Genomic DNA, 25872 nt, shown 5'->3' with positions numbered 1-25872 from the left:
AGACGAGGGCCGTCCATCGAGCCCTCGTCGGGTAAGGGCGTTATAACGCTTTAGGGCGACGGGCTAACGCCACGCCAGCGCCTATCAGGGCCCCAACCGCACCCCACATCACGAGCAAGAACGCACGGCGAGGGCTATCGCGCTTAACGGGTTCTTCCGGGGTACGTAAATAACGGTAGGTCTGAAAACGAGGATCGAGCGTAGGGCCAACGTTTAGCGTGGAAAGCATGGCGCGGTTTTGATCGTAGTCGATGTCATAGTCCGGCCCTGCGGCCTGCAGGCTTTCGAGCCTTGCCTGCAGCATTGGGCGGCCAAGCATGAACATTTCAGAATCAGGGACTTCATCCGCAGGCACTTCCGTTTCGCTGCGTGAGATATTCTGCTGTTGGGCAATTTTCAGCGCCTGTTCAACGCTTTTCACTTTACGGTCGTAGATGGATTTAGCGACCGCTTCCTGGCGCTTAACCTGAGCCTTCATTTGGATAGTTCGCGCAGCCCAGGCACCGGTTAGCTCTTCATTCAAATGACTGGCTGCGCGCTGGCTAGCAAAGGCTACATACTGGCGCAGCAGGTTATTTGCATCCGCCGCCGTCTCGGCAATCAGCTTTACGCTGTCATTGAGATTGCGGCTGACGTCGCCTGCGGTGAACTGAATGTTGTTTACCATCTCATCCAGCAAAGCGGCATCTGCTTTGCTGTTGCCGACCTGGCGCTGCTTGTAATAGTCGGTTTGCAGCCAAAAATCGCGGCGGGTGTCGTAGGCCGAGAGCTGCATGATGAATTCTTTGTAAGCCTCATCCATCACGGACGGCTGATCGACCGGAGCCATATTGGCTTTAACATCGAGATTACGCAGGAATTGCTGCTGGGAGTAGTAGCCGCCCAGCATATTGACCGTGGGGCGATCGGTGATGGCATTAGCGCTCCACTCTTGCTTGGCAAAAAAAGTATAGACAAGGGCAATAACGGCGAACGCGACCGCCATACCCAGAATCCAAAACTTCCCTTTCCACAGTGTCCGGAACAAACCACGAATGTCCAACTCGTTGTCCACCATTCCCGGGTTACTTCCTGGCACGTTTTGTCTCATCACTTCCCCAATTACCTTCAGGATTAAGAAATACCGCTGTTTCTACGCTGACGGCGCTTAAAACGCCTTATAAAGCGGGCCACTTTCCAGGCGCGCTTGATGCAGTAATCATAGAGTACAAATGCTAGCAAGAATAATGCCAACATCACCCATTCCGGGATGGAATGAATATATTCTGACGCCACGCCAACGCCCGCTAATAACGCAGCGGCGAGAGTGATGAGCACGAAAGCCTGGCGGGAAGTGAACCCGGCTCGCATGATTAAGTGATGGATATGCTGGCGGTCAGGGGAGAATGGGCTCATCCCTTTGCGCAAACGGCGGTACATAATCGCAATCATGTCCATCAGCGGAATAGCGATGATCCACAGCGCCGTTACAGGGCTAATCGGATGGGTTTTCCCCTGCGTGGTTTCAAGCAGAATCCAGATAACGGTAAACCCAATCAGCGTACTGCCCGCATCGCCCATAAAGACTTTGTAGCGACGGCCCAGCACCCCGAGGTTAAGCAGGATATAGGGCAGAATGGCGGCAATCATTGCAAAGCACCACATCGCCAGGCTTACCTGACCATCAAAGTATAGAATGAGCCCCATCGCAGCGAAGGATACACATGAAAGCCCGCCGAGTAGCCCATCGATACCATCAACCATGTTGAAAGCATTTATCGCCGCCCAGACGGCAAACAGCGTGAGAAAGTAGCCAAACGGGCCAAGCACCATTTCCCATGAGCCGAAAATGTAGCCAAGGCTGCTGAGATAGAGTTTCCCGACAACCATCATCACGATGCCGATAATCGCCTGCACGGAAGCTCTTATCTTCACGCTGATATCGTAACGGTCATCGAGCGCGCCAACAAAAACCAGCACCCCGGCACAAATCAGATAAAGCCAGGCATGGGGGATATAGTAATTGGCGATCAGGAATGTAAAGCAAATCCCTGCGTAGACGGAAATACCGCCGACCAGAGGAATCAGCCCCTGATGACGTTTGCGGAAGTTGGGTTTATCAACCAGGCCGAATTTTTTAGCTACCTTGCGCGCAAAAAAGAGAAAAATGGTAGTAAATAAAAAAATACAGACCAGATCGGTACCAGCGGTGATTAAATTCACAGTGCAAGCTCTCTGCAAAATAAAGGTTCAGGAAATATATTAACCTGCCCAGTGGTTGTACGTGATTCGTCCATGAACAATCTGATGGTTATTTAATCGAATGTATCGCAAAACGAATTTTGGAATAATAGGACTACATAGCGTCCTTTGCCATGAGAAGAACGTCGCCGCGATAATCGTTTCTATATCGTATATACCACTAAAGAAAAACGCCACGACTAAGCGTGGCGTTCCCCGAGTTTTTATTGCTTACGAGCGCTTCATCATATCGAAGAATTCGTCGTTGGTTTTGGTCATCGCCAACTTATTAATGAGGAACTCCATCGCGTCGATTTCACCCATCGGGTGGATAATCTTGCGCAGGATCCACATTTTCTGCAGTTCTTCCTGGGTGGTAAGAAGTTCTTCTTTACGAGTACCAGAACGATTGTAGTCGATAGCAGGGAACACGCGCTTCTCAGCGATTTTACGCGCCAGATGCAGTTCCATGTTGCCGGTACCTTTAAATTCTTCGTAGATAACTTCATCCATTTTAGAACCGGTATCGACCAGCGCGGTCGCGATGATAGTCAGGCTGCCGCCCTCTTCCACGTTACGAGCCGCACCGAAGAAGCGTTTTGGACGGTGCAGGGCGTTAGCGTCCACACCACCGGTCAACACTTTGCCGGATGCCGGTACAACGGTGTTGTAGGCACGAGCCAGACGAGTGATGGAGTCGAGCAGGATGATAACGTCTTTCTTGTGCTCAACCAGACGCTTCGCCTTCTCGATCACCATTTCGGCAACCTGAACGTGGCGGGATGCTGGCTCATCAAAGGTAGAAGCTACTACTTCACCTTTAACCAGACGCTGCATCTCGGTCACTTCTTCTGGACGTTCGTCAATCAGCAGCACCATCAGCACGCAGTCTGGATGGTTGTAAGCAATGCTCTGCGCGATATTCTGCAGCAGCATGGTTTTACCGGCTTTTGGCGGTGCCACAATCAGGCCACGCTGGCCGCGACCGATTGGCGAAGCCAAATCCAGTACGCGAGCGGTTAAGTCTTCGGTAGAACCGTTACCACGTTCCATGCGCAAACGAGAGTTGGCATGCAGCGGGGTTAAGTTTTCAAACAGGATTTTGCTACGAGCATTTTCCGGTTTGTCGTAGTTAACTTCGTTTACTTTCAGCAGGGCAAAGTAACGCTCGCCTTCTTTCGGCGGACGAATCTTACCGGAGATGGTATCCCCTGTGCGGAGGTTGAAACGGCGGATTTGGCTGGGAGAAACGTAGATGTCATCAGGACCGGCGAGGTAGGAGCTGTCTGCGGAGCGGAGGAAACCAAATCCATCCTGCAGTATCTCCAGTACACCGTCACCGAAGATGTCTTCGCCACTCTTAGCATGTTGCTTCAGGATGGAGAAGATAATGTCCTGTTTGCGCATGCGGGCTTGGTTTTCCAGCCCCATATTTTCGCCGAGAGTAATCAGCTCAGAAACCGGCGTATTCTTTAATTCGGTAAGATTCATAATGGTGGGTTCTTAAACTCGGGGTAAATCTCGAACATGTTTCGTGAATGGTATGGCAGGAAATCCATGCCTGTTTAATGGCCACCACCACATGTCTTATCGCTGCCTGGTCATCGGAAAAACGCAGAACTGAAACGACACGACGGAATGGGTGATACGCCCGAAATCGATTTTGCAACCACGTGCGCACTGCACTACAGAGAATTATTCATGGCAACGTATGGGAGCATAGGGTATTTCAAAGAGTCAGACTTTAAGGCAAGTTCTAAATGCAGTAAAAGTAACTTAGCATGACTGACGCCGGGCGTCCAGCGGCTCACAAAAAAATGCGAACCGGGCACGCACCGGCTGAGATTCCATTAAGCCAGATTAGCGTCGAGGAACTCTTTTAACTGGCCTTTGGACAGCGCACCAACCTTGGTGGCAGCCACTTCACCGTTCTTAAACAACAGCAGAGTTGGGATACCGCGAATGCCGTATTTCGGCGCAGTGCCCGGGTTCTGGTCGATGTTCAGTTTAGCAACGGTCAATTTGCCCTGATATTCATCAGCGATTTCATCAAGAATCGGGGCGATCATTTTGCACGGACCACACCACTCTGCCCAGAAATCAACCAGGATCAACCCGTCAGCTTTAAGTACGTCCGTGTCGAAACTGTCGTCAGTCAGGTGAATAATTTTATCGCTCATGTTCTACTCCACAGGATTATGTCTACCTTGTTGGTGTAGCATTAACCAACTTAAGGTTGACTTTATTTCACCGGATACGCTTTCGTAAAGCAATAGTTAGCTGATATTCTACCACACTATGAGCAAAACACATTTGACCGAACAGAAGTTTTCCGACTTCGCCCTGCACCCTAAGGTGATTGAAGCCCTTGAAACAAAAGGGTTCCATAACTGCACCCCTATTCAGGCACTCGCACTTCCGCTGACGCTGGCGAATCGTGATGTTGCAGGTCAGGCGCAAACCGGTACCGGCAAAACGATGGCGTTCTTAACGTCAACGTTCCATTATCTTCTCTCTCACCCTATTCCGGAGAACCGTCAGGTTAACCAGCCGCGTGCTTTGATTATGGCACCGACTCGTGAACTGGCAGTCCAAATTCACTCCGATGCAGAACCGCTGGCGCAGGCCACGGGTCTGAAACTCGGTCTGGCATACGGCGGCGACGGCTACGACAAACAGCTTAAAGTGCTGGAAAGTGGCGTCGATATTCTGATTGGCACAACCGGTCGCTTAATCGACTACGCCAAGCAAAACCATATCAACTTAGGTTCTATTCAGGTCGTAGTGCTTGATGAAGCCGATCGCATGTACGATCTGGGCTTTATTAAAGACATCCGCTGGCTGTTCCGTCGCATGCCGCCGGTCACCCAACGTCTGAACATGCTGTTCTCCGCAACCCTTTCCTATCGCGTTCGTGAGCTGGCTTTCGAGCAGATGAACAACGCTGAATACGTGGAAGTCGAGCCAGAACAGAAAACCGGCCACCGTATCAAAGAAGAGCTGTTCTACCCTTCAAACGACGAAAAAATGCGCCTGCTGCAGACGCTGATTGAAGAAGAATGGCCAGACCGCGCAATCATCTTTGCCAACACCAAACACCGTTGTGAAGATATCTGGGGTCATCTGGCCGCTGATGGTCATCGCGTTGGTTTGCTGACCGGTGATGTGGCGCAGAAAAAACGCCTGCGTATTCTCGATGAGTTCACCCGTGGTGACCTCGACATCCTGGTAGCCACAGACGTTGCTGCTCGCGGTCTGCATATCCCAGCGGTTACGCACGTATTTAACTACGATTTGCCGGATGACTGCGAAGACTACGTTCACCGCATTGGCCGTACTGGCCGCGCGGGTGCAAGCGGGCACTCAATCAGCCTCGCCTGCGAAGATTACGCATTAAACCTGTCCGCTATCGAAACCTACATTGGTCACTCGATTCCGGTGAGCAAATACAAGCCAGAAGCACTGTTAAGCGAGCTTCCACCGCCGAAACGTCTGACACGACCGCGCACCGGCAACGGTCCTCGTCGTGGCGGTAATGCTTCCCGCGGTAATAATCGTCGTCGCACAGGTTAATTATCTATGCTCAGCTCCACCTCACTGTATGCAGCTATTGATTTAGGTTCTAACAGTTTCCATATGTTAGTTGTACGTGAGGTGGCTGGGACGATACAAACCCTAGCCCGCATTAAACGCAAAGTCCGCCTTGCGGCTGGATTAAACAGCGCCAATGAGCTTTCCCCGGAAGCGATGGAACGCGGCTGGCAGTGTCTACGCCTGTTCGCAGAGCGCTTACAAGATATCCCCCAAACGCAAATTCGTGTTGTGGCCACCGCAACGCTGCGTCTCGCTACCAACGCCCACAAATTCATTGAGCAGGCCGAAAAAATTCTCGGATGCCCGGTGCAGGTCATTCGTGGTGAAGAAGAAGCTCGCCTGATTTATCAAGGCGTTGCCCACACCACCGGCGGCGCTGACCAGCGTCTGGTCGTTGATATCGGCGGAGCTAGCACAGAACTGGTGACAGGCACCGGTGCCCAAACCACAGCGTTGTTCAGCCTTTCAATGGGTTGTGTGACCTGGCTGGAACGCTTCTTCAGCGATCGAAATCTTGCAAAAGAAAACTTCGATGCAGCGGAAGCGGCGGCAAGCGTTGTGCTTAAACCGGTGATCGATGAGTTAAGACATCATGGCTGGAAGGTGTGTGTTGGCGCTTCCGGCACCGTACAGGCCCTGCAGGAAATCATGATGGCGCAGGGCATGGACGAACGCATTACCCTTGCCAAGCTGCAACAGCTCAAACAGCGAGCCATCCAGTGCGGGCGGCTGGAAGAGTTAGAAATTGAGGGATTAACGCTTGAAAGAGCGCTGGTTTTTCCGAGCGGTCTGGCAATCCTAATCGCTATTTTCGAGCAGCTTAACATTGAATGCATGACGCTTGCTGGCGGCGCGCTACGCGAAGGGCTTGTCTACGGCATGCTCCATCTGACTGTCGATCAGGAAATTCGCAGCCGCACTATCCGCAACGTCCAGCGTCGTTTTATGGTTGATACGGCACAGGCGCAGCGCGTCCAGCAGCTTGCCCGTGCCTTTGCCGATCGGGTTGCCGATGAATGGGCTCTCGACACGCTTAGCAAAGAAATGCTGCAAAGCGCGGCCCTGCTTCATGAGATTGGCCTAAGCGTCGATTTCAAACAGGCACCGCTGCATGCAGCTTATCTGGTGCGGAATCTGGATTTACCGGGCTACACGCCCGCACAGAAGAAGTTGCTGGCAACGCTTTTGCTCAACCAAACTAACCCGGTCGACCTCTCGTCGCTCCACCAGCAGAATGCAGTACCTCCACGCATCGCGGAGCGTCTTTGTCGCCTGTTACGTTTAGCGATTATCTTCGCCAGCCGCCGCCGCGACGATATCCTGCCGGCAATCAAACTGGATGCCGAAGGAGAGGCTTTACACCTCGTCCTGCCATCTAACTGGCTTTCCTGCCATCCGCTTGGTGCGGAACAGCTTGAACAAGAAAGCCTGTGGCAAAGCTATGTCCATTGGCCGCTGACCGTTAAATAACCTAGCTTTTACGCGCTTTAGCCAACATTTCTCGGATGTTAGCCACGTTATTCTGCCCTTTCTGCATCCTTTCTTCTGCGGAAACTACCTTGCGCTCCTGCTCCCATTGCAGATCGTCCTGCGGCAGTTCGAGCAGAAAACGGCTCGGCTCCGGACGCACCAGTTCGCCATACTGACGGCGTTCTTTGCACAGCGTGAAGGTCAGCTCTTTCTGCGCGCGGGTGATCCCCACGTAGGCCAGACGCCGCTCCTCATCAACATTGTCTTCATCAATACTGCTCTGATGCGGCAGCAGCCCCTCTTCCATCCCCACCAGGAAAACGTACGGGAACTCCAGGCCTTTGGAAGCGTGAAGCGTCATCAGCTGCACCTGATCCGCCTCTTCATCGCTTTCGCCTCGCTCCATCATGTCGCGCAGCGTGAAGCGGGTGACTACCTGGGTTAGCGTCATCGGCTCTTCGATGTCCGAACCTTCGAGCATTTCCGTCATCCAGCTAAACAGCGTATTGACGTTTTTCATGCGCATTTCCGCAGCTTTCGGGCTTGGGGACGTTTCATACAGCCAGGACTCGTAGTCCACGCCGTGGATTAAATCCCGCACCGCCGCGATCGGCTCGCGTTCGGCAAGCGTGGCGACATCCCGCAGCCAGTGGGTAAACCGTTGAAGCGAGTCTAAACCTCGCCCGGTTAGCGTCTGGCCCAGGCCGAAGTCAAAGCTGGCGGTAAAAAGGCTCTTATTGCGCTGCATCGCCCATTCGCCAAGCTTTTGCAGCGTGGCGGGCCCGATTTCGCGCTTCGGTGTGTTTACGATGCGCAGAAACGCGCTGTCATCATCCGGGTTAGTTAGTACCCGCAAATAGGCCAGCAAATCCTTAATTTCGGGACGCGAGAAAAACGACGTGCCGCCCGAGATCCGATAAGGAATTCGGTTCTGCATCAGCATCTTTTCAAACACGCGGGACTGGTGATTGCCGCGGTACAGAATGGCGTAATCTTTGTAGTTGGTTTTATTGATAAAGTGATGGGCGATAAGCTCGCCCGTTACGCGTTCCGCCTCATGATCCTCGCTGTTAGCCTGCACGACTTTAAGCTCGGTGCCGTAGCCCAGCTCGGAGAAAAGCCGCTTTTCGAAGACGTGCGGGTTGTTGGCGATCAATATGTTCGCCGCCTTGAGGATGCGCCCGGAGGAACGATAGTTCTGCTCGAGCTTAATGACCTGGAGGGCCGGGAAATCCTGGCTTAGCAGCACCAGGTTTTGCGGACGCGCGCCGCGCCAGGAGTAAATAGACTGATCGTCATCCCCAACCACCGTGAAGCGCGCGCGTGCTCCCACCAAAAGCTTCACCAGTTCGTACTGGCTGGTGTTGGTGTCCTGATATTCATCCACCAGCAGATAGCGGATACGGTTCTGCCAGCGTTCGCGCACTTCTTCATTACGCTGCAAAAGCAGCGTGGGCAGCAGAATGAGATCGTCAAAATCCAGCACGTTGCAGGATTTCAGATGGGTGTCGTACAGCCCGTAGCAGTGCGCAAAGATGCGATCCCGCTCGCCTATCGCGTGGGCTGCTGCCTGGGCGGGCGTCTTGAGATCGTTTTTCCAGTTGGAGATCGTCGAGATCAGCTGCTGAAGCAGCGTCTTATCATCGTCGAGTATGCCTTCCGTCAACTCTTTAAGCAGGGCGGTTTGGTCGGTATCGTCGAAAAGCGAAAAGTTCGATTTCATCCCCAGCGCGGCGTACTCGCGCTTGATGATTTCAAGGCCTAACGTATGAAAGGTTGAAATGAGCAGCCCACGGGCTTCTTTGCGCCCCAGGGTCTGCGCGACACGTTCCTTCATCTCGCGTGCAGCTTTATTGGTAAACGTCACCGCAGCAATATGTTTCGCCTGGTAGCCACATTCGCGGATCAGATAGGCCATTTTATTGGTGATCACGCGCGTTTTACCCGAGCCCGCGCCCGCCAGGACAAGGCAGGGTCCGGTCACAAATTCGACGGCTTGTTGTTGGCCAGGGTTTAAACGCATAAGGTCACTCAATGAAAATCGGGAGGGGAGAAAAACAGCGTGGTAGTATAGCGAGCGTTATCCATACGACTCAAGGCACGATCATGGCAAAAACCGCGGCAGCATTGCATATCCTTGTTAAGGAAGAAAAACTGGCTCAGGAAATTCTCGAACAGCTGAAAAACGGCGGCGACTTCGAAAAACTGGCTAAAAAACACTCCACCTGCCCATCCGGCAAGAAAGGCGGTCACTTAGGTGAATTCCGTCAGGGCCAGATGGTACCGGCTTTCGATAAGGTGGTGTTTTCATGCCCACTGCTTGAGCCGGTTGGCCCGCTGCACACGCAGTTTGGCTATCATGTGATTAAAGTTCTGTACCGGAACTAAAAGAAAGCCCTTCTCATTACGAGAAGGGCTTTTTGTTTGCAGGTCGGAAAAGCGCCAGCGCCCTCCGGCCTAAGGTGGATGGCGCTTCGCTTATCCACCTTACGATATCAAACCATCCGACAAATTCGCTTATCCCGCAACGGCGATACGCTTCATATCCGTCATATAGCCACGCAGTTTCTGGCCCACTTTCTCAATTTCATGGTTGCGAATCGCTTCGTTAACGTCGCGCAGCTGCGCGTTATCAACGGCGGCCGCCGGAATTTCTTTACCCAGATCGCCTGCCTGCAGCGTGGTCATGAACTCTTTTAACAGCGGAACCGCAGCATAAGAGAACAGGTAGTTGCCGTACTCGGCGGTATCAGAGATAACCACGTTCATTTCGTACAGACGCTTACGGGCGATGGTGTTAGCGATCAGCGGCAGCTCGTGCAGCGATTCATAGTAAGCAGACTCTTCAATGATGCCCGCATCCACCATAGTTTCGAATGCCAGCTCAACGCCTGCTTTCACCATCGCGATCATCAGAACGCCTTTGTCGAAGTATTCCTGCTCTGAAATTTTCCCATCAAACTGCGGAGCGGTTTCGAAGGCGGTTTTGCCGGTCTCTTCGCGCCAGGTCAGCAGTTTCTTATCGTCGTTTGCCCAGTCTGCCATCATGCCGGAAGAGAACTCGCCGGAGATGATGTCATCCATGTGTTTCTGGAACAGCGGAGCCATAATAGTTTTCAGCTCTTCTGAAAGAGCATAGGCGCGGATTTTCGCCGGATTGGACAGCCTGTCCATCATCAGCGTAATGCCACCCTGTTTCAGCGCTTCGGTGATAGTTTCCCAGCCGAACTGAATTAGTTTTTCAGCATAGGCCGGGTCGGTACCTTCTTCCACCAGCTTGTCGAAGCACAGCAAAGAACCGGCCTGCAGCATGCCGCATAGAATGGTTTGCTCACCCATCAGGTCAGATTTCACTTCGGCAACGAAGGAGGATTCCAGAACCCCAGCACGATGGCCGCCGGTTGCCGCAGCCCAGGCTTTAGCAATCGCCATGCCTTCACCTTTCGGATCGTTTTCCGGGTGAACGGCAATCAGGGTTGGTACGCCAAAGCCGCGTTTGTACTCTTCACGAACTTCGGTGCCCGGACATTTCGGAGCAACCATCACAACGGTGATGTCCTTACGAATCTGCTCACCCACTTCAACCACGTTAAAGCCGTGTGAGTAGCCCAGCGCCGCGCCGTCTTTCATCATTGGCTGAACGGCTTTCACCACGGCGGAGTGCTGCTTATCCGGCGTCAGGTTAACCACCAGGTCCGCCTGTGGGATCAGTTCTTCGTAGGTACCAACTTTAAAACCGTTTTCTGTCGCTTTGCGCCAGGAAGCGCGCTTCTCAGCGATTGCTTCTGCACGCAGGGCGTAGGCAACATCCAGACCGGAATCGCGCATGTTCAGGCCCTGGTTCAGACCCTGAGCGCCGCAGCCGACGATGACGACTTTTTTGCCTTTGAGGTAGCTTGCTTCGTCGGCGAATTCATTACGCGCCATGAAACGACATTTACCCAATTGCGCCAGCTGCTGACGCAGGTTCAAAGTGTTGAAATAATTAGCCATCGTAGGACTCCGTGATTGTCGTGTTGTGCTTTTTGTATGGGACGCCAGCCGTGTCTTGCTTGCGATAATGAATCCACTATATGTCAGGAAATGTGTTGCTGAAATTGATATATTAACAACATGACGTTGCAATAAATGCAACACAAAACCCAGGGCTGATGACCATGGATTTACGCGATCTAAAAACGTTTCTCCACCTCGCTGAAAGCTGCCACTTCGGGCGCAGCGCGCGGGCAATGCACGTCAGCCCGTCTACGCTTTCACGCCAGATCCAACGCCTTGAGGACGACCTCGGCCAGCCGCTTTTTTTACGCGATAACCGCACCGTTACGCTGACTGAAGCCGGTGAACAGCTGCGCCAGTTCGCACAGCACACGCTTTTGCAATATCAGCAGATGCGCCACACCATCGGCCAGGAAGGCCCATCGCTTTCCGGCGAGCTGCATCTGTTCTGCTCGGTGACGGCCGCATACAGCCATCTGCCGCCCATTCTTGACCGTTTCCGCGCCGAGCATCCAAACGTGGAGATTAAACTCACCACCGGCGATGCTGCCGATGCGGTGGAAAAAGTGGATTCAAACGAAGCAGATTTGGCGATTGCCGGTAAGCCGGAGTCGCTGCCGCCGGGCATCGCGTTTTCGATGCTGGAGAATTTGTCCGTCGCGCTGATTGCCCCGGCGCTGCCCTGCCCGGTTCGAGCGCTGGTCAGCCAGCCAGCGCCAGACTGGGCGAAAGTGCCGTTTATTCTGCCGGATCAGGGACCGGTGCGCCGCCGCATCGAGCTGTGGTTTCGCCGGCAGAAAATCAGCAATCCGTTTATCTACGCGACGGTCGCCGGCCATGAGGCGATGGTTTCAATGGTCGCGCTGGGCTGCGGCGTGGCGCTTATCCCGGAAATCGTGCTGGAGAATAGCCCCGAGCCGGTGCGTAACCGCGTGCTGGTTCTCGAGCGCAGCGAAGAAGACGCGCCGTTTGAGCTTGGCGTGTGCGCACAAAAAAAGCGGCTCAATGAGCCGCTTGTGCACGCGTTCTGGAAATTACTCCCCGGCAGCCACTAGCCTGCCAGGAAAAAGCGGAACGCCGGATTGTTGCTTTCGTCGTGGCATTCGTAGCCCAGCTCGTTGAGATGGGTTTCGAAATCCGGCTCGTGTTCGCCCAGCTCAAAACCGGCCAGTACGCGTCCATAGTCGGTGCCGTGGCTGCGGTAATGGAACAGCGAGATGTTCCAGTGCGTGCCAAGTGTATGCAGAAACTTCAACAGCGCGCCTGGCGATTCCGGGAATTCGAAGCTGTAAAGACGTTCCTGTAGTGGCTTCGAAGGACGCCCGCCGACCATATAGCGCACATGCAGCTTCGCCATCTCGTCATCGGAAAGATCCACCACGCTGTAGCCGCCCTTATGCAGCAGCTCAAGAATCTCTTTGCGCTCTTCAAGCCCCCGGCTCAGGCGAACGCCGACAAAAATGCAGGCGTCTTTGTCGTCGGCAAACCGATAGTTAAACTCGGTGACCGAACGACCGCCGAGCAGCTGGCAGAACTTCAGGAAGCTGCCCTTTTCTTCCGGGATGGTGACCGCAAGCAGGGCTTCACGCTGCTCGCCCAATTCGCATCGCTCTGAAACATAGCGCAAACCGTGGAAATTCACATTTGCGCCGGAAAGCACGTGGGCTAAACGCTCACCCCGAATCTGATGCAGCTGAATGTACTTTTTCATCCCCGCCAGCGCCAGTGCGCCAGAAGGTTCCGCCACGGCGCGAACGTCTTCGAAGAGATCTTTCATCGCCGCGCAGATAGCATCGCTGTCGACGGTGATGATGTCGTCGAGATATTCCTGGCAGACGCGAAAGGTCTCGTCACCAATGCGTTTAACCGCAACGCCTTCGGCAAACAGCCCGACGCGCGCAAGATCGACCGGCTTACCCGCGTCCAACGCCGCCTTCAGGCACGCCGAGTCCTCGGCTTCTACCGCAATGACTTTAATCTGCGGCATCAGCTGCTTGATCAGCACCGCCACGCCTGCCGCCAGGCCACCGCCGCCAACCGGAACGAATATCCGATCGATATGCGCGTCCTGCTGCAACAGCTCCAGAGCCAGCGTGCCCTGCCCGGCGATGACCGCCGGGTGGTCAAACGGCGGCACATAGGTAAAACCCTGCTGCTGAGAAAGCTCGATGGCCCGCGCCTTCGCTTCATCAAAATTTGCGCCATGGAGCAGCACTTCGCCGCCAAACGCCCTGACCGCATCGACTTTGATATCGGCCGTTGCCACCGGCATCACAATCAGAGATTTCAGGCCAAGCCGCGTTGAGGAAAGCGCAACGCCCTGGGCGTGGTTGCCCGCCGAAGCGGTAATCACGCCGCTGGCCTTTTGTTCGCTGTTCAGCCCGGCAATCATTGCGTAGGCGCCGCGCAGCTTGAAGCTGTGCACCGGCTGGCGGTCTTCGCGCTTTACCAGGATAACGTTATCCAACCGCGAAGAGAGCTTTTCCATTTTCTGCAGCGGGGTGACCTGCGCCACCTCGTAAACGGGCGCGCGCAGCACGGCGCGCAGATATTCCGCCCCGCAGGGGGCGTCAGGTAGCGGCTGTGACTCGGCCATAATTAGCCTCCCAGCTTGCTTTTATCGCGTACCGCACCCTTGTCGGCGCTGGTCGCGAGGCTTGCGTAAGCACGCAGGGCGAAGGAAACCACACGCTCGCGATTCTTCGGCGTCCAGGCTTTGTCGCCGCGGGCAAGTTCGGCTTCGTGGCGCGCGGCAAGTTCAGCGGCAGGAACATCCAGCACCATGCTGCGGTTTGGAATGTCGATGTCGATCATGTCGCCGTCTTCAACCAGCGCAATCAGGCCGCCGCTTGCCGCTTCCGGAGAAACGTGGCCAATAGACAGGCCGGACGTGCCACCCGAGAAACGGCCATCGGTGATCAGCGCGCATTCTTTGCCGAGGCCCATGGATTTCAGGTAGGTGGTTGGATAAAGCATTTCCTGCATGCCCGGGCCGCCTTTCGGGCCTTCGTAGCGAATGACAACCACGTCGCCGGAGACGACTTTGCCGCCCAGAATGGCTTCCACCGCGCTGTCCTGGCTTTCATAGACTTTTGCCGGGCCGCGGAAGGTCAGGTTCGATTTGTCCACCCCGGCCGTTTTTACGATGCTGCCCGCGTCTGCGATGTTGCCGTAAAGCACGGCCAGACCGCCGTCCTGGCTGAAAGCATGTTCAAGCGAGCGGATGCAGCCTTCCGCACGGTCGTCATCCAGCGTGTCCCAACGGCAGTCCTGCGAGAAGGCCTGCGTTGTACGGATACCCGCCGGACCCGCGCGGAACATTTTTTTCACCGCCTCGTCCTGGGTCAGCATGATGTCGTACTTATCCAGCGTTTGGGTCAGCGTCAGGCCGAGAATATTCTTCACGTCGCGATGCAGCAGGCCCGCGCGGTCCAGTTCGCCGAGAATGGCCAGTACGCCACCGGCACGGTGCACGTCTTCCATATGGTATTTCTGCGTGCTCGGCGCGACCTTGCACAGGTGCGGAACTTTGCGCGACAGGCGGTCGATATCCGTCATGTCGAACTCGATTTCGCCCTCCTGCGCGGCGGCAAGCAGGTGCAAAACGGTGTTGGTTGAACCGCCCATCGCGATATCCAGCGTCATGGCGTTTTCGAATGCCGCTTTGCTGGCGATGCTGCGCGGCAGCGCGCTGGTGTCGTCCTGCTCGTAATAGCGTTTGGTCAGCTCAACGATGCGCTTACCGGCGTTCAGGAACAGGTCTTTACGGTCGGCGTGGGTCGCCAGCAGGGAACCGTTACCCGGCTGCGACAGTCCCAATGCTTCGGTCAGGCAGTTCATGGAGTTTGCGGTGAACATGCCGGAGCAGGAGCCGCAGGTCGGGCAGGCGGAGCGTTCGATTTGCTCGCTGTCGGCGTCGCTGACGTTCGGGTTTGCGCCCTGGATCATCGCATCAACCAAATCCAGCTTGATGATTTTGTCGGAAAGCTTGGTCTTCCCGGCTTCCATCGGCCCGCCGGAGACAAAGATCACCGGAATGTTCAGGCGCAGTGACGCCATCAGCATCCCGGGGGTAATTTTGTCGCAGTTAGAGATACACACCATGGCGTCCGCGCAGTGCGCGTTAACCATGTACTCCACGGAATCGGCAATCAGCTCGCGCGACGGCAGTGAATAAAGCATGCCGCCGTGGCCCATCGCGATACCGTCATCCACGGCAATGGTGTTGAATTCTTTCGCCACGCCGCCGGAGGCTTCGATTTGTTCGGCGACCAGCTTGCCTAAATCGCGCAGGTGAACGTGACCCGGCACAAACTGCGTGAAGGAGTTCACTACCGCAATAATTGGCTTGCCGAAATCGTCATCGGTCATGCCGGTTGCGCGCCACAATGCGCGGGCACCGGCCATATTACGGCCGTGTGTAGTGGTAGCTGAACGGTACTTAGGCATGCTTATTTACTCCAGTCTGTCATGAAGCGAAGGGGAATCACCCTCCGCCTGATTATTATTTTTGCTGAGGATTTACCGGATCTAACCAGCCCCATTTATCTTCGGTCTCGCCGGTAAACAGGCCAAAGAACGCCTGCTGAATGCGTTTGGTGACGGGGCCGCAGCGGCCTTCGCCTACCTGAATACCGTCCACGCTACGAACCGGCGTGATTTCAGCCGCCGTGCCGGACATAAAGACTTCGTCAGAAAGGTAGAGAGATTCACGGGAAAGCACCTGCTCGCGCACTTCGATACCCATATCTTTTGCCAGCTTGATAATCGCGTCACGCGTGATGCCCGGCAGCGCGGAAGAAGTAAACGGCGGAGTAAACAGGATGCCGTCTTTCACTTCGAAGAGGTTTTCGCCCGCGCCTTCAGAGAGGAAGCCCTGCACGTCCAGCGCGATGCCTTCCTGGTAGCCATGACGGCGCGCTTCACTGCCAACCAGCAGGGAAGAAAGGTAATTACCGCCAGCTTTTGCGGCCGTAGGAATGGTGTTTGGCGCGGCACGGTTCCAGGAGGAAACCATCGCGTCGATCCCTTGGTCCAGCGCTTCAGCGCCGAGGTAGGCACCCCATGGGAAGGCTGCGATGATCACATCAGTGGTGTAGCCGTCCGGCGGATTCACGCCCATGCCCACATCACCCACAAACACCAAAGGACGGATATACGCGCTGGTCAGGTTATTTTTACGGATAACCGCACGGCAGGCTTCCATCAGCTCATCAACACTTTGCGATACCGGGAAGCGATAGATTTTGGCTGAGTCACGCAGGCGCTGCATGTGTTCACGATGGCGGAACACCACTGGCCCACGGTGCGAGTCGTAGCAACGGATGCCTTCAAACACGGAGGTACCGTAATGCAGCGCGTGGGACATTACATGGACTTTAGCTTCGCCCCACGGCGTCATCTCACCATTGAACCAAATGTAATCAGCTTTCTTCGTGGTCATTGTTCTCTTCCTTTTACGCTCAGGCGCGGATTTGTTGTGATGTTTGTTGCTGGATTTCGACGCGGCCAACGTCAACCAGTTTGCTTAATTGACTAAACAGTAATTCCACCGGACGCAGGCTGGCAACGGTCAATTCAATATTAATATTGTCGGTATTGCCTACCGCTGCCATGTTCATTGAGCAGATCTGGAAACCGCGGTGACGCACCACGCGTAACACGCGCTCCAGGGTTTCCGGGCGAAAGCGAGCCTGCACGGCGAGTTGATGTTGCATCATGATAATTTCTCCAGCATTTGCGAGTTACTGGCGCCGGGCGGCACCAACGGCCAGACGTTTTCGTACTCATCGATTGAAACATGCAGCAGATACGGGCCGTCGCTGTTCAGCAGCGCGTCGATGGCACCTTCAACCTGGTCTTTACGGGTGATGCGCTGGCCGGGAATACCAAAGGCGTTGGCCAGCATGAGGAAATCGGGGTTATCGGAGAGGTTAGTTTCGCTATAGCGTTCCGAGAAAAACATCTGCTGCCACTGTCGAACCATGCCCAGACGCTGGTTATCCAACAAAACGATTTTCAGCGGCAGCTGTTTTCGTTTTACGGTGCCCAGCTCCTGCACGTTCATCATGAAGGAGCCGTCACCGGAGATACAGATAACCGTATCGTTCGGGCGGGCAACCTGCGCGCCTACCGCGGCGGGCAGGCCGAAGCCCATCGTTCCCAGGCCGCTTGAGGTGATGAAGTTTTCCGGGCGCGTGAAGGACATGTGCTGCGCCGTCCACATCTGATGCTGCCCAACGTCGGTAGTCACCACGCAGTCGTGCGGCTTGCGGTCTGAGATCTGTTTCAGCAGCAGCGGCGCGAATATCGCGTCGCCCGGGTGGTCATATCGCCATGGATTTTCGGCACGTAATGTCGAAACTTCCTCCTGCCACGCGGCAATATCCAGCGGCTGTTGCAACGCCTGTAAAAGCTGGCTCAGGTCGCCCTGCAAGCCAACGTGCGCCTGGCGCAGCTTGCTTAATTCAGCCGGATCGATATCCATATGGATGACTTTGGCATGCGGCGCGAAGGTGTTGAGCTTGCCGGTCACGCGGTCGTCAAAGCGTGCTCCAACGGCGATCAGCAGGTCGCACTCCTGCACGGCCAGATTGGCCGCCTTGGTGCCGTGCATCCCTAACATGCCGGTATAAAAAGGATGCTCTGCAGGAACCGCACCCAGCCCTTTCAACGTAACGGTCGAAGGCATATTGGTTACGGCGATGAACTCATGCAGGGCCGGTACGGCTTGAGCCATACCGACGCCGCCGCCAACATACAGCATCGGTTTACGCGCGGCTGACAGCAGTTCACGAGCCTGCTGCAGTTCCGCATACGGTAACTCGAAATCATCTTCGACCGTCGACAGCCAGGGTTCCAAATCGCCCTGCGCCAGCTGGATATCTTTAGGGATATCAACCAGAACCGGACCGGGACGGCCAGAGTTTGCGATTTCAAAGGCTTCGGCGAGGACGCGAGGCAAATCGTCAAAAGACTCAACCAGGAAACTGTGTTTGGTGCAGGCCAGGGACAAACCTAAAACGTCGACTTCCTGAAAGGCGTCGGTACCGATGAACGGAGCGGCCACCTGGCCGGTGATAGCAACAACGGGAACGGAATCTAACAGCGCATCAGCAAGACCGGTGATCAGGTTGGTAGCGCCAGGCCCGGAGGTTGCAATACAAACGCCTGTTTTTCCTGTAGAACGTGCGTATCCGATGGCTGCCATTGCCGCGCCTTGCTCATGGCGGCAGAGCAAATGTTCCACACCACCGTCATACAATGCGTCGTACACGGGCATAATTGCGCCGCCGGGATAACCGAATACTGTCTCTACACCCTGCGCTCGCAAAGCATGTACCACCCACTGCGCACCATTCATAGTTAGTTCCCCGTCTCATTACTGAAGAAACAGCATTTTATTCTGCAATGCTTGAGCCGTTTCTCATTTGCTGTTCTCTGCCCAACAAAAAACCCCCGGACCTTTCGGTGCGGGGGTTCTTTTCGATTCAGGCTTGATTTTTAAGCCTTTCTTTCTCCAAGTGCAGCCCCGCACGGTGGGATAATAATCACCACCACGCTAATCACGACCAGGCTAATCACTCGTAGAAGGGCTGTCATTTTCTGTATGTTCTAACGTCTAGTTCGAAGTAATGCCTACAGAGTTATCACAGAGATCGGGAAAGGCACAAGATTTTTTTATGACCGCGATGAGATATTTAAAAGTGAAAAAAGTAAAAAGCATTTATTTTCAGTGAATAAGAGAATGGTGAAAAAAATTCATCGCTCGATGATTTTCCATGAATCTTGTACGTGACAGGTAAAATTTATACTTCGGAATATTCCTTCCAAAAATTAGCGCAACGCTGAAAAAAATGTTGAAAGGCTGGAAGAGGCCTCGACTATTCACCTTTTCCTGCTTCATGGCGGTTTGGTTAGCTGCCAGGCTTGCTCGACATCTAAGGAGGGAATATGTCACTGGCCGTTATTAATACTAGAGCAGCGTTAGGGATCGCCGCCCCTCTTGTCACCGTTGAGGTGCATATTAGCCAGGGATTGCCGGGGCTAACGCTGGTCGGGTTGCCGGAAACAACCGTCAGGGAGGCAAGAGATCGAGTCCGTAGCGCCATCATAAATAGCGGCTATACCTTTCCTGCCCGAAAGATCACTATCAACCTCGCGCCCGCGGATCTTCCTAAGGAAGGAGGAAGATACGATTTACCTATAGCATTAGCTCTGCTCGCCGCCTCTGAGCAACTTTCAAGGGATACGCTGGACCATTACGAGTTTGTTGGTGAACTAGCCCTTACAGGAGCATTACGCGGCGTCCCAGGCGCTATCTCCTCAGCGATGGAAGCATTAAAAGCAGGCCGGGGGATCGTTGTCGCGGAGGAAAATGCCAGCGAGGTAGGATTAATTAAACAGTCGGGCTGCCTTATCGCCAATCATCTTACCCAGGTATGCGCGTTTCTTGAGGGCAAAGGTGAGCTTTGCCCTCCTGTCCGGCAACAAGAATCGCATGCAGAAAATGGACAAGACCTGAATGAGATATTTGGTCAGCCACAGGGGAAGCGGGCGCTGGAGATAACCGCAGCAGGAGGACACAATCTTTTGCTTATCGGGCCGCCGGGAACGGGTAAAACGATGTTAGCGAGTCGGTTAACCACGCTCTTAGCGCCTTTAAGCGATGCTGAAGCTCTCGACAGCGCAGCAATTCTCAGCCTCATCAATCCCCACGATCTGCAGAAAAAATGGCGCCAGCGTCCATTCAGGGCACCTCATCACAGCGCATCACTGACGGCGATGGTGGGCGGAGGCGCCATTCCTCGCCCGGGGGAAATCTCCCTCGCACATAATGGCGTGCTGTTTCTTGATGAACTTCCGGAATTTGAACGTCGTGTTTTGGACGCTTTGCGTGAGCCTATCGAATCAGGAGAGATTCATATTTCACGGACCCGCGCCAAAATTAGTTATCCCGCGCAGTTTCAATTACTGGCAGCGATGAATCCCAGCCCGACAGGGCATTATCAAGGTAAACACAACCGCTGCAGCCCAGAACAATCGCTTCGTTATTTAAGCCGGCTTTCTGGCCCTTTCCTGGACCGCTTTGATCTGTCCGTTGAGATCCCCCTTCCTCCTTCTGGAATGCTCAGCAATCCCAGCCTTAATAGTGAAAGCAGTACGGTAGTTAGAGAGAGGGTCATTCAAACCCAGCTACGGCAGTACAAGCGCCAGCAAAAGCTTAATGCTCGACTCGATAATCATGAGATCCGCGAACATTGCGCGATTGAACAAGCTGATGCGATATGGCTTGAAGAAACGTTAGTAAAGCTTGGCCTCTCAATACGAGCTTGGCAACGGCTGCTCAAAGTGGCCAGGACAATCGCTGATATTCATCAGGAGGATAAAATCCGGCGGGAACATCTTCTGGAAGCGCTTAGCTACCGCGCAATAGATCGTTTACTGATACATTTACAGCAGCTTGCAGGATAAAAAAATGGGGCTTTCGCCCCAAATTTTTTAATCATCGCTGTCGGTAAAATCTTCCACCGTATCCATCTGCGGTTTGCCACCGGAGAGGGTATGGAAGCGTTTCGGACGCTTGATGCGCGTCATGTACTTACTCCATACACGTTCGGCTTCAGTGACTGGCTCACGCTCACCACGGCATACTGCTACAAACAGCACTTCTTCTTCAGTACCAGGCTCACGCTTGCCGAGATCCAGTTCATTGAACGCATAACCATGACGCTCCAGTAACTGTGCCTCTTTGATGGTGAAATCACCATGGCGAGCGAACCCGCGCGGATAATGTTTATTGTCGAAAAACCGATTAGTCGTCGTAAAGCTTTCCGCCATCCTACACGCTCCTAATTCTCTTGGCCGAGCTATTTATGGCGCGGAGTATTAGTTACGCTTGACAGAGCGTCAAACAAAACATTTAAATCATAACGACAAATTTTTTTTGGGAGCGCGTTGTGGATACCGAATTACTGAAAACCTTTTTAGAAGTAAGCAGGACCCGCCATTTTGGTCGGGCGGCTGAGGCGCTTTATTTGACTCAGTCTGCCGTCAGTTTTCGTATTCGCCAGCTTGAGAATCAACTCGGTGTAAATCTTTTTACGAGGCACCGCAATAACATACGCCTCACCACGGCAGGGGAACGCCTCCTTCCCTATGCTGAAAATCTTATGAGCATTTGGCTTGCTGCCAAGAAAGACGTTTCACAAACCTCTCAGCATAACCAGCTCACCATCGGAGCAAGCGCTTCTCTATGGGAGTGCATGCTTTCAGATTGGCTTATCACGCTTTATCAGCAGCATAGCGGCATGCAGTTTGAAGCACGTATTGCACAACGTCAGTCGCTGGTAAAACAGCTGCACGAGCGCCAGCTAGATTTATTAATCACCACTGAAGCCCCTAAGATGGACGAATTTTCAAACCAGCTCCTTGGCCATTTCAACCTGGCTCTCTTTGCTTCGACACAGCAAAAAACTAAAGACGACCTAACTTATTTACGCTTGGAATGGGGGCCTGACTTCCAACAGCATGAAGCCGGTCTAATCAGCAACGATGACATACCTATTCTGACAACAAGCTCGGCTCAGATTGCTCATAACCTGCTCAAAGAGCTCAATGGATATGCATTTTTGCCGGTTGAATGGGCGAAGAAACAGGAAGGAATTTGGCAACTTGCGGAAACTAAAATGCTTGCTCGTCCACTGTATGCAATTTGGCTTCAGAACAGCGATAAAAATAGCACGATCAAAGACTTATTGAAGATACAGCTGATAGCGCAGTAATGCGCTTCCATAGTATTAGATGGGCTTTCGAGGAATTTTAGGCAAAAAAAAATCCTTTGCCGAAGCAAAGGATCATTATATGGCAGGGGCGGAGAGACTCGAACTCGCGACACCCGGTTTTGGAGACCGGTGCTCTACCAACTGAGCTACGCCCCTAAAGAACGCTTATTATTAAGCCCGCTAATATAGCAGGCTTAATCTTTCTAATAAGTGGCGGAACGGACGGGACTCGAACCCGCGACCCCCTGCGTGACAGGCAGGTATTCTAACCGACTGAACTACCGCTCCACCGAATTTCTTACAGCACCAGATTTTACTCCGGTTTTACTTCTGAATTTAGAGCCTGGCAGTTCCCTACTCTCGCATGGGGAGACCCCACACTACCATCGGCGCTACGGCGTTTCACTTCTGAGTTCGGCATGGGGTCAGGTGGGACCACCGCGCTAGTGCCGCCAGGCATATTCTGTCTATCAACCGTTACGTTATCCACGTAACCATTGATTTAATCTCGGACCAGCTGAAAATTATATCGTCTCTCTCACCAAAACACCTTCGGTGTTGTAAGGTTAAGCCTCACGGATCATTAGTACTGGTTAGCTCAACGTATCGCTACGCTTACACACCCAGCCTATCAACGTCGTAGTCTTCAACGTTCCTTCAGGACTCTCAGGGAGTCAGGGAGAATTCATCTCGGGGCAAGTTTCGCGCTTAGATGCTTTCAGCGCTTATCTCTTCCGCATTTAGCTACCGGGCAATGCCATTGGCATGACAACCCGAACACCAGTGATGCGTCCACTCCGGTCCTCTCGTACTAGGAGCAGCCCCCCTCAATTCTCCAGCGCCCACGGCAGATAGGGACCGAACTGTCTCACGACGTTCTAAACCCAGCTCGCGTACCACTTTAAATGGCGAACAGCCATACCCTTGGGACCTACTTCAGCCCCAGGATGTGATGAGCCGACATCGAGGTGCCAAACACCGCCGTCGATATGAACTCTTGGGCGGTATCAGCCTGTTATCCCCGGAGTACCTTTTATCCGTTGAGCGATGGCCCTTCCATTCAGAACCACCGGATCACTAAGACCTGCTTTCGCACCTGCTCGAGCCGTCACTCTCGCAGTCAAGCTAGCTTATGCCTTTGCACTAACCTCACGATGTCCGACCGTGATTAGCTAACCTTCGTGCTCCTCCGTTACGCTTTAGGAGGAGACCGCCCCAGTCAAACTACCCACCAGACACTGTCCGCAACCCGGATAACGGGTCTACGTTAGAACACCAGCCATTAAAGGGTGGTATTTCAAGGTTGGCTCCACGCAGACTGGCGTCCACGCTTCAAAGCCTCCCACCTATCCTACACATCAAGGACCAGTGTTCAGTGTCAAGCTATAGTAAAGGTTCACGGGGTCTTTCCGTCTTGCCGCGGGTACACTGCATCTTCACAGCGAGTTCAATTTCACTGAGTCTCGGGTGGAGACAGCCTGGCCATCATTACGCCATTCGTGCAGGTCGGAACTTACCCGACAAGGAATTTCGCTACCTTAGGACCGTTATAGTTACGGCCGCCGTTTACCGGGGCTTCGATCAAGAGCTTCGCCTTGCGGCTGACCCCATCAATTAACCTTCCGGCACCGGGCAGGCGTCACACCGTATACGTCCACTTTCGTGTTTGCACAGTGCTGTGTTTTTAATAAACAGTTGCAGCCAGCTGGTATCTTCGACTGCCTTCAGCTCCACGAGTAAATCGCTTCACCTAACGACAGCGTGCCTTCTCCCGAAGTTACGGCACCATTTTGCCTAGTTCCTTCACCCGAGTTCTCTCAAGCGCCTTGGTATTCTCTACCTGACCACCTGTGTCGGTTTGGGGTACGATTTGATGTTACCTGATGCTTAGAGGCTTTTCCTGGAAGCAGGGCATTTGTTACTTCAGCACCGTAGTGCCTCGTCATTACACCTCAGCGTTTAATAAGAGTCCGGATTTACCTAAACTCTCCGCCTACATGCTTAAACCGGGACAACCGTCGCCCGGCTAACATAGCCTTCTCCGTCCCCCCTTCGCAGTAACACCGAGTACAGGAATATTAACCTGTTTCCCATCGACTACGCCTTTCGGCCTCGCCTTAGGGGTCGACTCACCCTGCCCCGATTAACGTTGGACAGGAACCCTTGGTCTTCCGGCGAGCGGGCTTTTCACCCGCTTTATCGTTACTTATGTCAGCATTCGCACTTCTGATACCTCCAGCAAACCTCACAGTTCACCTTCGACGGCTTACAGAACGCTCCCCTACCCAACAACACATAGTGTCGCTGCCGCAGCTTCGGTGCATGGTTTAGCCCCGTTACATCTTCCGCGCAGGCCGACTCGACCAGTGAGCTATTACGCTTTCTTTAAATGATGGCTGCTTCTAAGCCAACATCCTGGCTGTCTGTGCCTTCCCACATCGTTTCCCACTTAACCATGACTTTGGGACCTTAGCTGGCGGTCTGGGTTGTTTCCCTCTTCACGACGGACGTTAGCACCCGCCGTGTGTCTCCCGTGATAACATTCTTCGGTATTCGTAGTTTGCATCGGGTTGGTAAGCCGGGATGGCCCCCTAGCCGAAACAGTGCTCTACCCCCGAAGATGAGTTCACGAGGCGCTACCTAAATAGCTTTCGGGGAGAACCAGCTATCTCCCGGTTTGATTGGCCTTTCACCCCCAGCCACAAGTCATCCGCTAATTTTTCAACATTAGTCGGTTCGGTCCTCCAGTTAGTGTTACCCAACCTTCAACCTGCCCATGGCTAGATCACCGGGTTTCGGGTCTATACCCTGCAACTTAACGCCCAGTTAAGACTCGGTTTCCCTGCGGCTCCCCTATACGGTTAACCTTGCTACAGAATATAAGTCGCTGACCCATTATACAAAAGGTACGCAGTCACCCCATAAATGAGGCTCCCACTGCTTGTACGTACACGGTTTCAGGTTCTGTTTCACTCCCCTCGCCGGGGTTCTTTTCGCCTTTCCCTCACGGTACTGGTTCACTATCGGTCAGTCAGGAGTATTTAGCCTTGGAGGATGGTCCCCCCATATTCAGACAGGATACCACGTGTCCCGCCCTACTCTTCGAACTCACAGAATGTGCATTTTAGTGTACGGGAGTATCACCCTGTACCCTGCGACTTTCCAGACGCTTCCACTAACACACAAACTGATTCAGGTTCTGGGCTGCTCCCCGTTCGCTCGCCGCTACTGGGGGAATCTCGGTTGATTTCTTTTCCTCGGGGTACTTAGATGTTTCAGTTCCCCCGGTTCGCTTCGTTAAGTTATGTATTGGCTTAACGATAGTGTGACGAATCACACTGGGTTTCCCCATTCGGAAATCGCCGGTTATAACGGTTCATATCACCTTACCGACGCTTATCGCAGATTAGCACGTCCTTCATCGCCTCTGACTGCCAGGGCATCCACCGTGTACGCTTAGTCGCTTAACCTCACAACCCGAAGGTGTCTCGTAAGACACAATCGACGTTGTGAAAATTTGAGAGACTCGAACATATCGTATTCCCATTCCTTATTACGGAGGAATGAGACGACATGTCGTTTCAATTTTCAGCTTGTTCCGGATTTTTAAAGAGCAAATATCTCAAACATAACTCCACAGAGTCAGTTTTGAGATATTGAGGTCGGCGACTTTCACTCACAAACCAGCAAGTGGCGTCCCCTAGGGGATTCGAACCCCTGTTACCGCCGTGAAAGGGCGGTGTCCTGGGCCTCTAGACGAAGGGGACACTGAAGTCTCAATCGCAAGACGCCTTGCTTCTTTACATCT

19 protein-coding genes, 3 tRNA genes and 2 rRNA genes are annotated in these 25872 nt (G+C 53.6%); 6 read left to right on the top strand and 18 right to left on the bottom strand.

Translation table 11 applies throughout. The annotated features are described in order from the left end of the window. Positions 1–40: 40 nt before the first annotated feature. The 4 genes from wzzE to trxA all read right to left on the bottom strand — a co-directional run bounded on the left by wzzE (position 41) and on the right by trxA (position 4400). Positions 41–1090 (bottom strand): ECA polysaccharide chain length modulation protein, encoded by a 1050-nt coding sequence (wzzE, locus tag ACSPHG_RS00830; protein WP_435955917.1) that lies wholly within the window; start codon positions 1088–1090, stop codon positions 41–43. Positions 1091–1113: 23 nt separating this feature from the next. Continuing rightward, complete coding sequence (gene wecA, locus ACSPHG_RS00825) at positions 1114–2202, bottom strand: UDP-N-acetylglucosamine--undecaprenyl-phosphate N-acetylglucosaminephosphotransferase (RefSeq protein ID WP_435951583.1); 1089 nt, start codon at positions 2200–2202, stop codon at positions 1114–1116. A 249-nt stretch (positions 2203–2451) separates the two neighbouring features. Beyond that, positions 2452–3711, bottom strand: a complete 1260-nt coding sequence (gene rho, locus ACSPHG_RS00820) for a transcription termination factor Rho (RefSeq protein WP_121266803.1) — start codon at positions 3709–3711, stop codon at positions 2452–2454. A 359-nt stretch (positions 3712–4070) separates the two neighbouring features. Then, a complete protein-coding gene (gene trxA, locus ACSPHG_RS00815; RefSeq protein ID WP_006179218.1) occupies positions 4071–4400 on the bottom strand; it encodes a thioredoxin TrxA in 330 nt (109 codons plus the stop codon). Positions 4401–4518: 118 nt separating this feature from the next. Here trxA and rhlB point away from each other — a divergent pair, with 118 nt between their 5' ends. After that, positions 4519–5793 carry an ATP-dependent RNA helicase RhlB gene (gene rhlB, locus ACSPHG_RS00810; RefSeq protein ID WP_435951582.1) on the top strand — a complete coding sequence of 425 codons (1275 nt, stop codon included), beginning with the start codon at positions 4519–4521 and terminating at the stop codon, positions 5791–5793. Positions 5794–5799: 6 nt separating this feature from the next. Then, positions 5800–7284: a guanosine-5'-triphosphate,3'-diphosphate diphosphatase gene (gene gppA, locus ACSPHG_RS00805; protein WP_435951581.1), complete on the top strand. Its 1485-nt coding sequence runs from the start codon at positions 5800–5802 to the stop codon at positions 7282–7284. 1 nt (position 7285) lies between these two features. On the opposite strand, the gene rep is transcribed toward gppA, so the two are convergent. Continuing rightward, a complete protein-coding gene (gene rep, locus ACSPHG_RS00800; protein ID WP_435951580.1) occupies positions 7286–9307 on the bottom strand; it encodes a DNA helicase Rep in 2022 nt (673 codons plus the stop codon). An 83-nt stretch (positions 9308–9390) separates the two neighbouring features. Between rep and ppiC the strand changes: the two genes are divergently transcribed. Continuing rightward, the gene (gene ppiC, locus ACSPHG_RS00795) at positions 9391–9672 is read left to right on the top strand and encodes a peptidylprolyl isomerase PpiC (protein ID WP_034461726.1); all 282 of its coding nucleotides are present in this window, start codon (positions 9391–9393) and stop codon (positions 9670–9672) included. Between the two features lie 129 nt (positions 9673–9801). Here ppiC and ilvC read toward each other — a convergent pair whose 3' ends face one another. Next, positions 9802–11277, bottom strand: coding sequence for a ketol-acid reductoisomerase (ilvC, locus tag ACSPHG_RS00790; protein WP_435951579.1), 1476 nt, complete (start codon positions 11275–11277; stop codon positions 9802–9804). A 164-nt stretch (positions 11278–11441) separates the two neighbouring features. Between ilvC and ilvY the strand changes: the two genes are divergently transcribed. Beyond that, the gene (gene ilvY, locus ACSPHG_RS00785; protein WP_435951578.1) at positions 11442–12335 is read left to right on the top strand and encodes an HTH-type transcriptional activator IlvY; all 894 of its coding nucleotides are present in this window, start codon (positions 11442–11444) and stop codon (positions 12333–12335) included. Here the strand turns inward: ilvY and ilvA are convergent. The 6 genes from ilvA to ilvL all read right to left on the bottom strand — a co-directional run bounded on the left by ilvA (position 12332) and on the right by ilvL (position 18882). Next, a complete protein-coding gene (gene ilvA / locus ACSPHG_RS00780) occupies positions 12332–13876 on the bottom strand; it encodes a threonine ammonia-lyase, biosynthetic (protein WP_435951577.1) in 1545 nt (514 codons plus the stop codon). The genes ilvY and ilvA overlap by 4 nt on opposite strands. 2 nt (positions 13877–13878) lie before the next feature. Continuing rightward, complete coding sequence (gene ilvD / locus ACSPHG_RS00775) at positions 13879–15729, bottom strand: dihydroxy-acid dehydratase (protein WP_435951576.1); 1851 nt, start codon at positions 15727–15729, stop codon at positions 13879–13881. Between the two features lie 55 nt (positions 15730–15784). Then, positions 15785–16723, bottom strand: a complete 939-nt coding sequence (locus tag ACSPHG_RS00770) for a branched-chain amino acid transaminase (RefSeq protein ID WP_435951575.1) — start codon at positions 16721–16723, stop codon at positions 15785–15787. 19 nt (positions 16724–16742) lie between these two features. Next, positions 16743–17000 carry an acetolactate synthase 2 small subunit gene (gene ilvM / locus ACSPHG_RS00765; protein WP_435951574.1) on the bottom strand — a complete coding sequence of 86 codons (258 nt, stop codon included), beginning with the start codon at positions 16998–17000 and terminating at the stop codon, positions 16743–16745. After that, positions 16997–18643: an acetolactate synthase 2 catalytic subunit gene (gene ilvG / locus ACSPHG_RS00760; RefSeq protein ID WP_435951573.1), complete on the bottom strand. Its 1647-nt coding sequence runs from the start codon at positions 18641–18643 to the stop codon at positions 16997–16999. The genes ilvM and ilvG overlap by 4 nt, the downstream gene beginning before the upstream one ends. A gap of 140 nt (positions 18644–18783) precedes the next feature. After that, a complete protein-coding gene (gene ilvL / locus ACSPHG_RS00755; protein ID WP_071530467.1) occupies positions 18784–18882 on the bottom strand; it encodes an ilv operon leader peptide in 99 nt (32 codons plus the stop codon). Between the two features lie 351 nt (positions 18883–19233). On the opposite strand from ilvL, the gene ACSPHG_RS00750 reads away from it, so the two are divergent. Beyond that, positions 19234–20754, top strand: coding sequence for a YifB family Mg chelatase-like AAA ATPase (locus ACSPHG_RS00750; RefSeq protein WP_435951572.1), 1521 nt, complete (start codon positions 19234–19236; stop codon positions 20752–20754). A 27-nt stretch (positions 20755–20781) separates the two neighbouring features. Here the strand turns inward: ACSPHG_RS00750 and ACSPHG_RS00745 are convergent, their stop codons facing one another. Beyond that, positions 20782–21120, bottom strand: a complete 339-nt coding sequence (locus ACSPHG_RS00745) for a MaoP family protein (protein ID WP_435951571.1) — start codon at positions 21118–21120, stop codon at positions 20782–20784. Between the two features lie 119 nt (positions 21121–21239). On the opposite strand from ACSPHG_RS00745, the gene hdfR reads away from it, so the two are divergent. After that, complete coding sequence (gene hdfR, locus ACSPHG_RS00740; RefSeq protein ID WP_435951570.1) at positions 21240–22064, top strand: HTH-type transcriptional regulator HdfR; 825 nt, start codon at positions 21240–21242, stop codon at positions 22062–22064. An 80-nt stretch (positions 22065–22144) separates the two neighbouring features. Here hdfR and ACSPHG_RS00735 read toward each other — a convergent pair. The 5 genes from ACSPHG_RS00735 to ACSPHG_RS00715 form a co-directional block, all read right to left on the bottom strand. Then, positions 22145–22220, bottom strand: a tRNA-Trp gene (locus ACSPHG_RS00735). A 55-nt stretch (positions 22221–22275) separates the two neighbouring features. Then, positions 22276–22352, bottom strand: a tRNA-Asp gene (locus tag ACSPHG_RS00730). Between the two features lie 53 nt (positions 22353–22405). After that, positions 22406–22521: ribosomal RNA gene (gene rrf / locus ACSPHG_RS00725) — 5S ribosomal RNA — on the bottom strand. Between the two features lie 105 nt (positions 22522–22626). Then, positions 22627–25534 (bottom strand): 23S ribosomal RNA (locus tag ACSPHG_RS00720). Positions 25535–25755: 221 nt separating this feature from the next. Beyond that, positions 25756–25831: transfer RNA gene (locus ACSPHG_RS00715), tRNA-Glu, on the bottom strand. Positions 25832–25872 lie beyond the last annotated feature (41 nt).

The organism is Dryocola baronae (assembly GCF_051297175.1).
Taxonomy (GTDB): Bacteria; Pseudomonadota; Gammaproteobacteria; order Enterobacterales; family Enterobacteriaceae; genus Dryocola.
This window is presented reverse-complemented; position numbering and strand designations above follow the sequence as displayed.